This window comes from Nocardia sp. MH4, from assembly GCF_019266065.1.
Classification (GTDB): domain Bacteria; phylum Actinomycetota; class Actinomycetes; order Mycobacteriales; family Mycobacteriaceae; genus Nocardia; species Nocardia canadensis.
Genome location: NZ_LPNR01000106.1, coordinates 49,266 through 64,326 on the forward strand (window position 1 = coordinate 49,266; position 15,061 = coordinate 64,326).

Below are 15,061 nucleotides of genomic sequence, written 5' to 3' on the forward strand. Positions count from 1 at the left end.
TGACCGAATTGCGGAGGATTCGCAGGTCCGAGCCCGGCGGGGAATCGGCGCGAAATGTGAAACAGTCACATCCGCCCCAAAGTCGTTCGCACAGCATATGACCTGCGTATGACGTGGGTTACATACCGGGCAGTTGGCTATACCCAGCCATTGTGAACTGAAACCTCCAAATTGCCGCTGCGCCAAAATTGATGAGATATTTGCGGTACCGTCACGCAGGATTTTCCCGATACCCCGGTGTAGCCGAGAGTCCAGGCGACGTTCGAGCAGTGCGATCGCAGGGGTGATCGATGGTGAAGGGAAGCATTACCGGTGACCGAGCAAGCTTCTGGCGTACGTCGTCCCGCCGCGCGCCGCGGCCGTCGATCGCCGGTGTCCACCCTGCCCCGGCTGCTGATGGCCGCCGTCGAGCGCGCACCGGAGGCGCAGGCGCTGAGCCTGGCCGGACGCGTGCTCACCTACACCGAACTCGACCAACAGTCCTCGCAGCTGGCCCGGGTGCTGATCGAGCGCGGTGTCGGCCCCGGTGACCGGGTGGTGCTGGCACTGACCCGATCGATCGAGTCGATGGTGGCGCTGTGGGCGGTGGCCAAGACCGGCGCCGCGTTCGTGCCCGTCGACCCGCGCTATCCGGCCGAGCGGGTCGCGCACATGCTCGCCGACTCCGGCGCCGGATTCGGCGTCGCCCTGGCCGCCGACGCCGCCCGGCTCGACGCCGGACTGCGCTGGCTGGCCCTGGACTCCGCCGAGTGCCGCGACGAGCTCGAGCGCGCCCCGGACGCACCCGTGGTCGCCGGCGACCGCACCCGCAGGCTGTTCGGCGAGGACATCGCCTACATCATCTACACCTCCGGCTCGACCGGCGTGCCGAAGGGCGTCGCCGTCACCCACACCGGCCTGGCCGGGCTGTGCGCCGAGCAGATCCGCCGCTTCCGGATCACCGGCGCGTCCCGCACGCTGCATTTCGCCTCGCCCAGCTTCGACGCCAGCATCCTGGAGCTGCTGCTGGCCATCGGCGCCGGCTCGACGATGGTCATCGCGCCGCCCGACATCTACGGCGGCGACGAGCTGACCGACCTGCTGCGCGCCGAACGGGTGACCCACGCCTTCATCACCCCCGCCGCGCTCGCCGGTGTCGACGGGTCGGATCTGCCGGACCTGGCCGCGATCGTCGTCGGTGGCGAGGCCTGCCCGCCGGAGCTGATCGCGCGCTGGTCGCCCGGACGCAACTTCTACAACCTCTACGGCCCCACCGAGACCACCGTCGCGGCCTCGATCAGCGATCCGCTGGCCCCCGGTGACCTGATCACCATCGGCGGCCCCATCCCCGGCATGACCGCGGTGGTCCTCGATGCCCGGCTGCGGCCGGTCCCGGACCGCACCCCCGGCGAGCTGTACCTGGCCGGTCCCGGTCTGGCCCGCGGCTATCACGAGCGCGCCGGGCTGACCGCGGCCCGTTTCGTCGCCGATCCGATCACCGGTGGCCGGCTCTACCGCACCGGCGACCTGGTGAAATGGGAGTTCACCGCCGACGGCGACCCGCAGCTGACCTTCCTCGGCCGCACCGACGCCCAGGTCAAGTTGCGTGGCTTCCGCATCGAGCTGGGCGAGATCGACGCGGTGCTCACCGCCGACGCGTCCGTCCGCTTCGCGACCACCCTCGTGCGCACCCTGCCCAGCGGCGTGGACGCGCTCATCGCCTACGTCGTGCCCGCGGCGGGCGCCACCGTCGACTCGGCCGCGCTGACCCGCCTGGCCGAGCGGCGTCTGCCCGCGCACGCCGTCCCCGCCGCCATCGTGCCCATCGAGCGGCTGCCGCTCACCCCGGTCGGCAAGCTCGACTACCGGGCGCTGCCCGAGCCGGAGCTGACCGCCCGCGCCTTCGCGGCCCCGCGCACCGGCACCGAGGAGTCGGTCGCCGAGATCTTCGCCGACCTGCTCGGCGCGGGCCCGATCGGCCGCGACGACGACTTCTTCGCCCTCGGCGGCAACTCGCTGCTGGCCACCCGCCTCGCGGGCCGCCTCGGCGCGAGCACCGGCGTGCGCGTGCCCGCCCGTACCGTGTTCGAACACGGCACCGTCGCTGACCTGGCCGCCGCGCTCGACGCACTCGTCGGCGAGGCGGCCGTGCGGGTCCCGCTGACCCGGCGTGCGCGCGGCGAGCGGGTACCGCTGTCGCTCGCCCAGCAGCGCATGTGGTTCATGGCCCGCCTCGACCCCGGTTCCAGCGCCTACAACATCCCGGTCGCGCTGCGGCTGTCCGGCCCGCTCGACACCGCGGCCCTGACCGCCGCTCTCGACGACGTGCTCGACCGCCACGAGGTCCTGCGCACGGTGTACCCCGAGTACGACGGTCAGGGCTACCAGCGGGTGCTGTCGGTGGCCGAGGCCGGGCTCGACGTGCCCGTCACCGCGATCGCCGAGTCCGACCTGCGGATGGAGCTGGCCCGGCTGACCTTCGGCGGCTTCGATGTCTGCGCGCGAGTTCCCGTGCGCGCCGCGCTGTTCCAGCTCTCGGCGACCGAACACGTGCTGGCCGTGGTGGTGCACCACATCGCCACCGACGGCTTCTCCCTCGCTCCGCTCACCCGTGACCTGGTGACCGCCTACGCCGCGCGCACCCACGGCGCGGCGCCGGACTGGGCCCCGCTGCCGGTGCAGTACGCCGACTACACCCTCTGGCAGCAGGAGATGCTCGGCGCGGCCGAGGATTCCGGCTCGCTGCTGGCCCAGCAGCTCGGGTACTGGCGCGAGGAACTCGCGGGCACGCCGACCCTGCTGGAGCTGCCCACCGACCGGCCGCGTCCGCCGATCGCGGGCAGTCGCGGCGCCGCGCACCACTTCGCGGTCGACGCGTCGCTGCACCGGGCGCTGGACACCCTGGCGCGCGACCACAACGCGTCGCTGTTCATGGTGGTGCGGGCCGCGCTGTCGGTGCTGCTCGCGCGCATCGCGGGCACCGACGATGTCACCGTGGGCGCGCCGGTCGCCGGTCGTGGTGAGCCCGAACTCGACGACCTGGTTGGCATGTTCGTCAACACTGTCGTGCTGCGCACCCGCGTCGACGCCGCCGAACCCTTCACCGCCCTGCTGGATCGGGTCCGCGAGACCGACCTGGCCGCGTTCGCCCACGCCGACGTGCCGTTCGAACGTCTTGTCGCCGAACTGGATCCGCCGCGCACCCAGGCGCATCACCCGCTCTACCAGGTGGCGCTGTCGTTCCAGAACTTCGGCGGCGCCCGGCTGGAACTGCCCGACCTGGCGGTCTCGGCCGTCGACCTGGGCGACGAGGTCGCGCCGGTCGATCTGCAACTGACCGTCGTCCCGCACGAGGACGCGGCGGGCCCGGCCGGACTGCGCTGCTCCTGGCGCTATGCCACCGATCTGTTCGACGAGTCGACCATGGCGACGCTGGGTCAGCGCCTGGCCGGGCTGCTGGCCGCGGCCGTCGCCGCGCCGGACCGCCCCGTCGGCGACCTGCCGCTGCTGACCGAGGCCGAGCGCGGCGAACCCGCGGGCGAGGTGCGGCTGGTCCCCGAGGCGACCCTCGCCGAGGCCGTCGCGACGCAGGCGCTGCTGCGCCCGGACGCGCCCGCCGTCACCTTCGCCGAATCGACGCTGACCTACGGCGAATTCGCGAGCCGGGTCAACCGGCTGGCCCGGCTGCTCGTCGCCACCGGCGTCGGCCCCGGCACGACCGTGGCGGTCGCGATCCGGCCGTCGATCGACCTGGTCGTCGCCATGTACGCGGTCTTCACCGCCGGTGGCGCCTACGTGCCGATCGACCCGGACGCCCCGGCCGAGCGCCGCGCCGACATCGTGTCGGTCGCCGCCCCGGTCTGCGTGCTGACGACGGTGGCCGACACCGTCGAGGTGGACGGTCTGCCGGTCGTCTCGGTCGATCTGGTCGCGAACTCCGGTGCGCTGTCGGCCTTCCCGGACCGTCCGCTGACCGATGCCGACCGCCTGCGTCCGCTGCGCGCGCTGGATCTGGCCTATGTCATCTTCACCTCCGGGTCCACCGGCAAGCCCAAGGGTGTCGGGGTGCCGCACTCGGCCATCGTCAACCAGGCGGCCTTCATGGTCGGCGAGTACGCCGTGGGCACCGACGACACCGTCCTGCAATCGATTCCGTGGACCTTCGACGCCTCGATGATCGGCTTCGCGACCCCGCTGCGCGCGGGCGCGCACATGATCGTGGCCGCCGCGCCCGGTCTGACCGACCCGGCCTACCTCGCCGGTCTCATCGCGCGACACCGGGTCACGGGCACCACGATCGTGCCGTCGGTGTTGCAGATGCTGCTCGAGGCGGCGCCGTCCGGCGCGTTGCGCTCGGTACGCGCGGTCTGGGTCGGTGGCGAGGCGCTGCCCAACGCCACCATCACCCGCTTCACCACCGCCACCGCGGGCAGGCTGCACAACCTGTACGGACCCACCGAGGCGACGGTGTCCATCACCGCCGCCGATGTGACCGATGTCGGGGACGGCATCGTCCCGATCGGCACGCCGCACTGGAACTCTCGCGCCTACGTCCTCGACGCCCGGCTGCGGCCGGTGCCGGTCGGCACGCCCGGTGAGCTCTACCTGGCCGGCGCGCAGCTGGCGCGGGGCTACCTCGGCAGCCCGGACAAGACCACCGAGCGCTTCGTCGCCGATCCGTACGGTCCCGTCGGTGAGCGCATGTACCGCACCGGCGACCTGGTCCGCAGGCTCCCCTCGGGTGACCTGACCTACCTGGGCCGCACCGACGTCCAGCTCAAACTGCACGGCCTGCGCATCGAGCCCGGCGAGATCGAGGCCGCGCTGCGCGCCCACCCGGCCGTCGCGGGCGCCGCGGTGACGGTGCACCATGAACAGCTCGTCGGCTACGTCGTCCCGGCCGCCGGGCAGACCGTCGACCTCGCCGATGTGCAGGCCGTGATCCGAACACTGTTGCCGCCGTACATGATTCCGCACCGGCTGCTGGAGCTGGCCGAGTTCCCGCTCGGCGCCACCGGCAAGCTCGACCGCAAGGCGCTGCCCGCGCCCGCGATGCGACAGCGCGAGTACCAGGCGCCCGCGACCGCCGACGAGGAGATCGTGGCGGCGGTGTTCGCGCAGGTCCTCGACCTGGAGCGGGTCGGCCGCGACGACGACTTCTTCGTCCTCGGCGGCACCTCGCTCTCGGCGATCCGGGTGCGCGCCGCGCTCGCCGAGCGCCTCGGCATCGAGGTGCCCCTGCGTCTGCTGTTCAGCTACCCGCTGGTCAGCGACCTGGCACTGGCCGTGCGCGACGAATCCTCGGCCTCGGTGGCGGGCCCCGATCCGGCCGTCGACACCGTCCTGGACCCCGCGATCGATCTCACCGGCTGCGCGCCTCAGCGCCCCGGCGATCCCGCGACGCTGCTGCTCACCGGCGCCACCGGGTTCCTCGGCAGCTTCCTGCTGCGCGAACTGCTCGAGCAGACCCGGGCGACGATCCACTGCCTGGTCCGGGCCACCGACGACGCGAGCGCGGTGGACCGGATCGTCGCGACCGCCGCGAAGTACAGCATCGATCTGACGCCCTACCGGGACCGGATCGTCGGCGTGCCGGGCGATCTGGCGCAGCCGAGGCTGGGCATCGAACAGCTGCGCTTCGCCGAACTGGCCGCGCGGGTCGACGCGATCTATCACAACGGCGCGCTGGTCAACCATCTCGAGCCGTACGCCCGGATGCGCGACGCCAATGTCGGCGGCACCACCGAGGTGCTGCGCCTGGCGACCACCACCCGGGTCAAGCCGGTGCACTACGTCTCGACGTTGTCGGTGCTGGCCGGTATCCCGCAGGACAGCGGCGTGCCCGGCGGTCTGCCCGGTTACGCCATGACCAAGTGGGTCGCCGAGCAGCTGGTACACACCGCGATCGAGCGCGGTATCCCGGTCGCCGTCTACCGGCCCGGTCTGATCACCGGCGACTCGCGCACCGGCGTCGCGCCCGCCGAGGACGCCTGGTGGACCATGCTGCGCGCCATGCTGGTGCTCGGTGTCGCCGTCGACGTGCGCGCGATCGGCGTCGAGATGGCCCCGGTCGACCACGTCGCGGCGGGCATCGTGCACCAGTCGCGTGACGCCGCCGCGATCGGCAACATCTACCGGGCGGCGGGCGCCCAGGTGCCGCTGCAGGTGGTCTACGAGGAGATCCTGCGTCGTCACTACCGGTTCGACTTCATCGACCCGATGGAATTCGGCCTGACCCTGACCTCCGCCGCCGAACGCGCGGACGCCGATCCGATCCTGGCCCGCGCCTCGGCCCTGAGCGGCAACTACGCCGCCGCCACCGCCGCGGCGACCCCCGCGACGGTCCTGAGCGCGGTCGAATCCGCCGCCCCCGCCGAGCCCTACCGGGGGTTGCCGATCGAGTTCCCCGCGGTCGACGCGACCGTCATCAGCCGCTACTTCGACCACTACATCGAGACCGGGTTCTTCCCCGCACCGGACGCGGGCACCCTGGCGCCGGCCTAGGCGTCCGCCGGGAACACCGCGTCGACCTCCACCTCGACCAGCCAACCGGCGACCGGCAGGCTCGCCACCTCGAGCGCGAACCTGGTCGGCCGCGCGGCATTGCGGACCAGGGGAGCGGCCGGGGCGGCGGTGCCGAGCGGGACGAGCTCGGTGTCGCCGGTGTCGAGGTTGGTGTTGGCGAAGAACTGGCGGTAGGCGCGGTTCCAGCCCGCGTAGTCGGCACGGTCGGTGCCGGGAGCGTTGTCGAGGAACACCCGCATGGTGACCACGTCGTCCAGGGTCAGTCCCTGAGCTTCCAGGTTCTCCCTGATCCGGGCCAGTACCGACATCCCCTGCGCCTCGGTGACGGTCACGCCGGGCCCCAGCGTGCCGCCGGCGAATTGCTGGGTGTCGATGAAGGATTCGGGACTGCCGGTGGGGGCTGTCTTGTTGAGCGCGGTGGGGCCGATGCCGCTGGTCTTGTAGACGGCGGCGTCGGCGGCGATCACCACGCCCTGCGCGATCATCGGAGTGGCCTGGCCCGCTTCCAGAATCGACGAGCTCGGGGCCTGCTTCGGGGTCTGGGCGGCGTCGGAATCGGCGGAACAGCCGGTGAGGGTGAGGGTCACGAGGGTCGTCGCGGCGACACCGATCAGGGTCTTCATGGTGGGTCTCCTTGTCCGAGTGGGTTGTTCAGGCGGCGACGCGGGCGTGCAGCGCGGTGACCACATCGCGGGCCGAGGTGAAGGCGCCGTGCTGCCAGGCGATCGCGTTGGACAGGTGGTCGCCGGCGAAATACACCCGTTCGACCGGCGCGAGCAGCGTGGTGTATTCCGGCGTGGCGACCCCGCCGTGCGCGTCGCTGCCGGACCAACCGACCCACGCGCCCTCGGAATACTTGGTGCGCCGCCAACTGCCGGAGAACGACGAGGCGATATCGCGCCCGTACTTCTCGCCGTGGATGGCCGAGCCCTCTTCGACCGCCTTCGCCAATCGCTGGCGGTGGGTGAGGGATTCGAAGGCCTGATGCCGTTTGCCGGTGTTGTAGTAGCCGACCACCACACCGCGTTCGCCGTGGTAGTGGTCGTACGGGAACATGATCTGCGCGATGTCCTTGTCGGTATTGGTCGCGCCGCCGTAGATCCGGTCCTCCAGCTCCCACCAGCGCCGCGAGTACTCGATGCCGAGCTTGCCGGAGGACACCGGGATCGCCGCTTTCAGTGCCGTCAGCACGCCGGCGGGCAGATTGGTGGCCAGGCGCCCGACGAGATTCGGGGGCAGCGTGCAGATGCAGTAGTCGGCGTCGATGGCCTGCTTCGCACCGTCCTGGGTGTACTCGACCCGCACCCCACCCGGGGTGTTCCGCATGGCCGAGACCTCGGCGCCGAAGCGGATCCGCTCGGTGCCGATCTCGCGCTGAAAGGCGGTGTAGATGCGGTCCATGCCGCCGACCGGGGTCATCATCATCATGGCCTGGTCGTAGCCGAACTCGAAGCTGAAGTTGCGGCCGAGACCGCTGCGGATGGTGTCGGACAGGGCGAACGGCTTGCGCTGGTCGCCGAAGTTCAGTCCCGCACCGGGTTCGGAGTCGTAGCCGCGCCGGGGCGAACCGAGATAGCGGCCGTCGCTGGACAGATCGCCGAAGTCGCGCAGGAACGAGGCCAGCGCCTCTTTGTCGGCGCCGGTGAGCACATCGTCGAGCGCGCCCCGCGACGCTGCCTTCTGCAACAGCTCCGACAGGTAGCCGTACATGTCGGCCTTGGCCGCCCGATACTGCACCGACTGCCCGGAGATCGGCGTCGCGCTCTGGTAGTTGACCAGGGTGTTGGCGTTCTGATTGCCGAAGGGCTGGACCTCGACCCCGAGTTCGCGGCAGTAGTCGAGGGTGATGTGGCCCTGCGGAATCCGCGTGGCGCCCAGATTGAAGTAGTGCCCCTCGGCGAACGTGCAGGTCTGGGTTTCGCCGTTGAGGTCGGTCTCGGTCGTGCCGTTGCGTACCGACCACACCCGCCCGCCCGGCCGCTTCCTGGCCTCGAGCACGGTCACGTCGTAGCCCGCCTTGCGCAATTCGTAGGCCGCGCACAGTCCGGCGGGCCCGCCACCGAGGATCGCGACCGACGCGCCCGCGGCCGACGTGCCGAGAAGATCGCCCCTGGCGGGGGACCGGAACGGCACCTGCGCCGTGGCGGGCGCCAGACCCAGCGTCGACAACGCTCCGTAGGCCAGCCCCGCGCCGCCGGTGACCCCGAGGCTCTGCATGAATGATCTTCTGGTGACTGCCATGGGGCGCTCCGTCCGCTGATCCGCGATGTCCGTTCCGTGAAAGTCTCGAAGGGCGCTGCGGCGGTGGCGCTACGCCGCGGAAAACGTTCACCGGGTGGCGAGTGAGAGGGGCGGCGGCACTTTCTCGCTCGGTGTCCACCGACGGACTCACCACCGCAATATCGCCGAAACCCGCTCTGGTTAGGGTCGCCCGCACCGGCGAGCACGCGTCGCCGGCGTGGGAGGTGTGTGGTGACTGCTCTGGCCGACGCGGTCGCGAGGTCGTTCGCGGCGGGCGAACCCGAACGGCCCGCGGTGTCGCCGTTGCGCGCGCTGGGCCGCAGGCAGCTCTCGGGCGTCGCGCTGCTCGGTCAGTCGGTGGCCACGACCGCGCCCGCCGCCTCGATGGTGCTGCTGCCGGTGACCATGCTGACCCACGACGCGCTGCTACCCGGGCTGGTCACGATCGTCGTCGCGACCGTGGTCGTCACCCTGATCGCGCACTGCCTGGCGCAGTTCACCCGACGGCTGTCCGCGGCGGGCGGGCTCTACACCTTCGTCAGCCATGGCGCCGGGCCGCGGGCGGCGCTGACCTGCGGGGTCGGCATGCTCGTGAAGTATCTCGGCAGTGCCGCGCTGACGATGTATCACGGCTCGCAGACCGCGCTGGCGCTGGCCGCGCAGCTCGGAATCACTGTGCGCGGCTGGGGGATCGGCGCGGTCTACCTCGCCATCGCGGTGCTCGTCGGCGCCGTGCTGGTGCGGGGTGTCCGGTTCGCCGCGATCGCGATCCTGGCGGTCGAGGCGTGTTCGCTGAGCTTCATCATCGGTCTGATGCTGGTGTCGGGGCCCGCGGTGCCGATCACCCCGGTCGCGCCGAATGTGCCCGCGGTGCTGGCGATCGCGCTGTCGGCGCTGTTCGCCCTGGCGGGATTCGAGAGTGCCACCTTCTTCGCGCCGGAGACGCGGCGTCCGCTGGTGACGGTGACCCGCACCGTGCTGTGGACCCCGATCCTGTGCGGTGCCCTGTTCATCTTCGCGTCCTGGGCGGCCTGGTCGGGGCGCGCGGGGACGGTGGTCAACGCGTATCTGCACGGCACGGCGGGCGGAGCCGGCCTGCTCGTGGTGATCCTGCTGGACGCGGGACTCACGTGTTCGTGGCTCGGCTCGTCGATGGCGTCGTCGAATGCCGCCTCGCGGCTGGTCTATTCGATGAGCGTGGAGGGTGTACTGCCGCGGGTGTTCGGCCGGGTGGGCGCGCGGCTGCGGACCCCGCACGTCGCGTTGATCGTCAGCACCGGCACGGTCGCGGCGGGCGGTCTGCTCTTCGTCGCGCTCGACGGGGTGCCCATGCCGGTGAAGACCGTCGTGCGGACCGCGCTGGCGCTGTCCTACATCCTGGTCGCGGTGGCGGCGGTGCGGTTTCTCGCCCGCATCGACGAGCTGAGCCACCTGGATCGCTACGCGGGCGGGACCGCGAGCTCCGTCCTCGCCGTCGTCCTCGGGTATCTGACGGTCTCCGACGCGCGGCACGGTGTCCTGATCGCGCCCGTGATGGTCGTCGCCGTACTGCTCGCGGGCGCGCTCTGGTACCGCTATCTCCGGCGGGCGCATCCCGAAAGCCTCCGCGCCATCGGGGTTTTCGACAGCCCCGAGTCGGCCGACGTCTTACCGGGCGCCGGGGTGTTCGCCGTCAACGCCCGCGGCGCGATCGCCCTGGTCGGGGTGCGGCGAAGCGGGGGGAATCAGGCCGGGCGGCGGCGGTTCGGCCCCGGCGAACGATGACCGCGACGACCCGCCGGGACGGCCCGACCGGACACGAGCCGCGCGCTGTCCAGAAGGCCCTGGCCCTGCTGGAAGCGGTGGCGCGGCTGGGCTCGGGCGCCACCGCGAAGGAGATCGCCGCGCAGACCGGGATCGCCCCGGCGACGGCCTATCGGCTGCTGAATCTGCTCGTCGCCGACGGCTACCTGGTGCGCATCGAGGACCTGTCCGGCTTCGCGCTCGGCCGCCGCACTCGCGAATTGGCCGGTGCCGCACCCGAACCCGCGACCGATCACCGTCAGGTACTCGAGGATGTGCGTGCCCAGGTGCGCTTCGGCATCCATCTCGCCGCGTTCACCGGCCACCGGATCCGGATGATCGACAAGGATCCCGATCACGAGCTGAGCGGGGAGAAGATGCTGGTCCGCCATCCGCATGCCTCGGCCATCGGCAAGGTGCTGATGGCACAGCACCCCGAGCTCGCCGAGGGCCCACTGCGCCGGGTGACGACCTTCACGATCACCTCCCCGGCCGAACTCGCCGCCGAATTGCGGCGGGTCAGCGCGCGCGCCGTCGCCACCGAGGTGAACGAATGTCGCGTCGGCCGCAGCGCCGTCGCGGTGCCGGTGCGCGCGACCGACGGCACCGTCGCGGGCGCGCTGGCGGCCATCGGCACGACCGGCCGGCTACCGGTGCACGACCGCGATCTCATCGATCTGCTGGCCGCCTCGGCCCTGCGGGTGAGTTTCTGAGGGGAAGACCCCGCGGGAGCCGCGCAGCCGGCCCCCGCGGGACGCGATCACTTCGCGTAGTCGTAGAACCCGCGGCCGGACTTGCGGCCGAGGCGGCCCGCGTCGACCATCCGGCGCAGCAGCGCGGGCGGGGCCAGGTGCGGCTCGGCGAACTCGGCGTAGAGCGACTCCGAGGCGGCCAGGGCGATGTCGAGGCCGACGGTGTCGAGCAGGGTCAGCGGACCCATCGGGTAGCCGCAGCCGCCCTTCATGGCCGCGTCGATGTCCTCGGCGGTGGCGTAGCCGGACTCGAGCATCCGGATCGCCGAGCACAGGTAGGGGATGAGCAGCGCGTTGACGATGAAGCCGGAGCGGTCACCGGCCTGCACGGTCATCTTGCCCAGGGTGTTCTTGGCGTAGTCGGTGACGGCCGCGGCCGCCTCCGGCGCGGTCACCAGGGTCGAGATGATCTCGACCAGCGGCATCACCGGCACCGGGTTGAAGAAGTGCACGCCGACCACGCGCTCGGGACGCTCGGTGGCGCCGGCCACCTTGATCACCGGGATCGAGGAGGTGTTGGTGGCGAGGATGCCCTCGGGCTTGACGATCTTGTCGAGCTTGCCGAAGATCTCGTACTTGACCGACTCGATCTCCGGCGCGGCCTCGATCACCAGGTCACGGTCGGCGAACTCGTCGATGTCCAGGGTGACCCGCACGCGCGCGATCGCCGCGTCGGCCTCCTCCTGGGTGATCTTGCCGCGGGACACGCCCCGGCTGATCGAGCTCGCGATCCGCTGCTCGGCCGCCTCGGCGAACTCCGGCTTGGTCTCGAGCACGAGCACCGAGCTGCCTGCCTTGGCACACACCTCCGCGATGCCGGCACCCATGGTGCCGCCACCGATCACTCCGATCAACTCCACTGCAGAACTCCCAACATCGCATTGCCCTGGCTGTCCCGGGGATTATTTCACCCGAGCTGGCACTGAGTGCCACAGGCTGGCGAAAGCGCTGGCCACCGGGGGCACGGACGCCCACCGGGCCGCCACCGCCTCGATGGTCGAGCGGTGGCGGCCCAGCGGGTTTCGGCTATCGGACGGGCGTCAGCTCCGGCTCGGCCGGCTCCCGTCGCCCGCGACCGAGGACCGAGTGCCGACGGCCGTAGGCGAAGTAGACGACGACACCGAGGGCCATCCAGATCACGAAGCGCAGCCAGGTCTCGATCGAGAGGTTCACCATCAACCACACGCACGCCAGCGCGCCGAGGACGGGCACCACCGGAACGAACGGGACGCGGAAGCCACGCGGCAGATCGGGGCGGGTCCGGCGCAGCACCAGCACACCGACCGACACCAGCACGAAGGCCACCAGGGTGCCGATATTGACCATTTCCTCGAGCGTGCCGAAGTCGACGAACCCGGCCAGCAGCGCGCAGACCACGCCCACGATCACGGTCAACCGGACCGGCGTGCCCTTCTTCCCGGTCTGGGCCAGGCCGCGGGGCAGCAGCCCGTCGCGGGCCATGGCGAACAGCACCCGGGTCTGGCCCAGGAACATCACCATGACCACCGTCGACAGACCGGCCAGCGCGCCGATCGCGATGATGTTCTTCACCCAGGTGGCACCGTGGATGGCGAAGGCCGTCGCGAGGGTGGCGTTGCCGTCGGCCAGCGCGGTGTAGGGGACCATGCCGGTGAGGATCAGCGAGACCGCGATGTAGAGCACGGTCACGATGGCCAATGAGCCCAGGATGCCGCGCGGGATGTCGCGCTGCGGGTTGCGGGTCTCCTCGGCGGTGGTGGCGACCACGTCGAAGCCGATGAAGGCGAAGAACACCAGGCTGGCCGCGGCGAGCAGGCCGTACCAGCCGTAGCTGGTGCCGCCGGAGCCGGTGAGGAAGGCGAACAGCGACTGCCGCAGGCCCTCGGCCTTCTCCGACGGTGCCGACGGCGGGATGTAGGGGGTCAGATTCGACGGCGTGAAGTAGGTCGCGCCGACCACCAGGACCAGCGCGATCACGCCCAGCTTGATCGCCACGGCAATGGCCGACACCCGCGAGGACAACTTGGTCCCGGTGGCCAGCAGCACGCCGACCACCGCGATGATCAGCACCGCGCCCCAATCGAAGTGCAGCGAGCCGATCTGCACCACCGGCGCCGACGACCCGAGCACATTGCCCAGATACTGCGACCATCCCTTGGCGACCACCGCGACCGCGAGTGCGAACTCCAGGATCAGATCCCAGCCGATGATCCAGGCGATGACCTCACCGAAGGTCGCGTAGGCGAAGGTGTACGCGCTGCCGGCGACCGGCACGGTCGAGGCGAACTCGGCGTAACACAGGGCCGTCAGGCCGCAGGCGACCGCCGCGAAGACGAAGGCGAGCGAGACCGCGGGTCCCGCCACCGTGCCCGCGGTGCGCGCGGTGAGGGTGAAGATGCCCGCGCCGATCACCACCGCGACACCGAAGATCGTCAGGTCCTTGGCCGTGAGATCCTTGCGCAGCTTGGACTCCGGATCGTCGGTGTCCCGGATCGACTGCTCGACCGATTTGGTGCGGAACAAGCCGCTCGTGCCGGTCATCAGAGCGACCGGGGGATGGCGTCGAGCCGGCGTTCGGCGAACCGGTTGGCGGCGGCGCCGGTCCCGATCCCTGCCGACAGCGCGGCGGCGATGATCTCGCGGCAGCGCGGGTAGATATCGGCGACCTCGGCCTCGACCTCGGCCGGAGCGGCGCCGCGCAGTTCACCCGCGACCTGGATGAGGCCGCCGCCGTTGGCGACGAAGTCGGGCACCCAGGTGATGCCGCGGTCGCTCAGCGCCTGCTCCACCTCGGGGGTCGCGAGCTGGTTGTTGGCCGCGCCGCAGATGAGCTTGGCCTCGATCGTCGGTGCGCTCGCCGCGGTGAGCGTGGCGCCCATCGCGCACGGGGCGTAGACGTCGACCGGGGCGGTGGCCACCGTGGACAGCAGCCGCACGGCGGGCTGTTCGTCGGCGATGCGCCGCAGGGCCGCCTCGTTCACATCCGTGACGCAGACCTCGGCGCCGTCGGCCAGCAGCAAAGCGGTGAGCTCGCGGCCGACCTTGCCGACGCCTTCCACGCCGACCGTGCGACCGGCCAGTGTCGGTGCGCCCCACACGGATTCGGCCCCGGCGCGCATCGCGTGAAAGACACCGAGGGCGGTCAGCCTGGCGCTGTCGCCGCTGCCGCCCGCGGCGACGCTGCGGCCGGTGACGTAGCGGGTGTGCCTGCCGATGACATCCAGGTCATCGGTGTCGGTGCCCACATCGCCCGCGGTGATGTAGCGCCCGCCGAGGGTCTCGACGAAGCGGGCGTAGGCCGCCAGCAGTTCTTCGCTCTTGGCGGTCGCCGGATCGCCGATGATCACCGCCTTGCCGCCGCCGAGGTCGACCCCGGCCGCGGCGGCCTTGTAGGTCATGCCCCACGACAGCCGCAGCACGTCCTGCAGCGCCGCGGACTCGTCGGCGTACGGGTAGAAGCGGGTGCCGCCCAGGGCCGGACCGAGCGCGGTCGAGTGGATGGCGATGATCGCCTTCAGCCCGGACCTGTCGTCCTCGCAGAACACTACCTGCTCGTGGGCGCGGGCGCTCAACTCGTGCGATCGGCCGAAGACTCCCGCTTCGGTGTGCACAACGGTCACTGTCGATTCCTTTCGGTGGCCGCGCACCACGGGTCGTGCCGGGGTGCGTCGGTGTTGTGGTGCCGCGGGTGTGCGGCGGTGGGGCGCACCACGGGGGTCGTGGTGCGGTGGCGCACGACGGTGGGATCGTCACCGCCGGTGCGCGACGGGTGTCGCGGAGCTCCGCAGTGGGCGCGCCGCAGG

The 15,061-nt window shown here is 71.3% G+C and carries 8 protein-coding genes; 3 read left to right on the forward strand and 5 right to left on the reverse strand.

Going from position 1 to position 15,061, the window contains the following annotated elements:
- The first annotated feature begins 372 nt into the window (after positions 1 to 372).
- Positions 373 to 6,483 (forward strand): non-ribosomal peptide synthetase, encoded by a 6,111-nt coding sequence (locus tag ATM97_RS18710; RefSeq protein WP_218719325.1) that lies wholly within the window; start codon positions 373 to 375, stop codon positions 6,481 to 6,483.
- On the opposite strand, the gene ATM97_RS18715 is transcribed toward ATM97_RS18710, so the two are convergent.
- Positions 6,480 to 7,127 (reverse strand): Rid family hydrolase, encoded by a 648-nt coding sequence (locus ATM97_RS18715; RefSeq protein ID WP_218719326.1) that lies wholly within the window; start codon positions 7,125 to 7,127, stop codon positions 6,480 to 6,482. The genes ATM97_RS18710 and ATM97_RS18715 overlap by 4 nt on opposite strands.
- Before the next feature lie 28 nt (positions 7,128 to 7,155).
- Positions 7,156 to 8,721, reverse strand: coding sequence for an FAD-dependent oxidoreductase (locus ATM97_RS18720; RefSeq protein WP_218719382.1), 1,566 nt, complete (start codon positions 8,719 to 8,721; stop codon positions 7,156 to 7,158).
- A gap of 255 nt (positions 8,722 to 8,976) precedes the next feature.
- Between ATM97_RS18720 and ATM97_RS18725 the strand changes: the two genes are divergently transcribed.
- Together ATM97_RS18725 and ATM97_RS18730 are read left to right on the forward strand one after the other, a co-directional pair.
- On the forward strand, positions 8,977 to 10,509 hold the full coding sequence (locus ATM97_RS18725; protein WP_218719327.1) for an APC family permease: 1,533 nt from the start codon (positions 8,977 to 8,979) through the stop codon (positions 10,507 to 10,509).
- Positions 10,506 to 11,240, forward strand: coding sequence for an IclR family transcriptional regulator (locus ATM97_RS18730; protein WP_218719328.1), 735 nt, complete (start codon positions 10,506 to 10,508; stop codon positions 11,238 to 11,240). The genes ATM97_RS18725 and ATM97_RS18730 overlap by 4 nt, the downstream gene beginning before the upstream one ends.
- A gap of 47 nt (positions 11,241 to 11,287) precedes the next feature.
- Here ATM97_RS18730 and ATM97_RS18735 read toward each other — a convergent pair whose 3' ends face one another.
- The 3 genes from ATM97_RS18735 to ATM97_RS18745 form a co-directional block, all read right to left on the reverse strand.
- Positions 11,288 to 12,139 (reverse strand): 3-hydroxybutyryl-CoA dehydrogenase, encoded by an 852-nt coding sequence (locus ATM97_RS18735; protein ID WP_218719329.1) that lies wholly within the window; start codon positions 12,137 to 12,139, stop codon positions 11,288 to 11,290.
- Between the two features lie 166 nt (positions 12,140 to 12,305).
- Positions 12,306 to 13,799, reverse strand: coding sequence for an APC family permease (locus ATM97_RS18740; RefSeq protein WP_218719330.1), 1,494 nt, complete (start codon positions 13,797 to 13,799; stop codon positions 12,306 to 12,308).
- The gene (locus ATM97_RS18745; protein ID WP_218719331.1) at positions 13,799 to 14,878 is read right to left on the reverse strand and encodes a Glu/Leu/Phe/Val dehydrogenase dimerization domain-containing protein; all 1,080 of its coding nucleotides are present in this window, start codon (positions 14,876 to 14,878) and stop codon (positions 13,799 to 13,801) included. The genes ATM97_RS18740 and ATM97_RS18745 overlap by 1 nt, the downstream gene beginning before the upstream one ends.
- Positions 14,879 to 15,061: the final 183 nt, after the last annotated feature.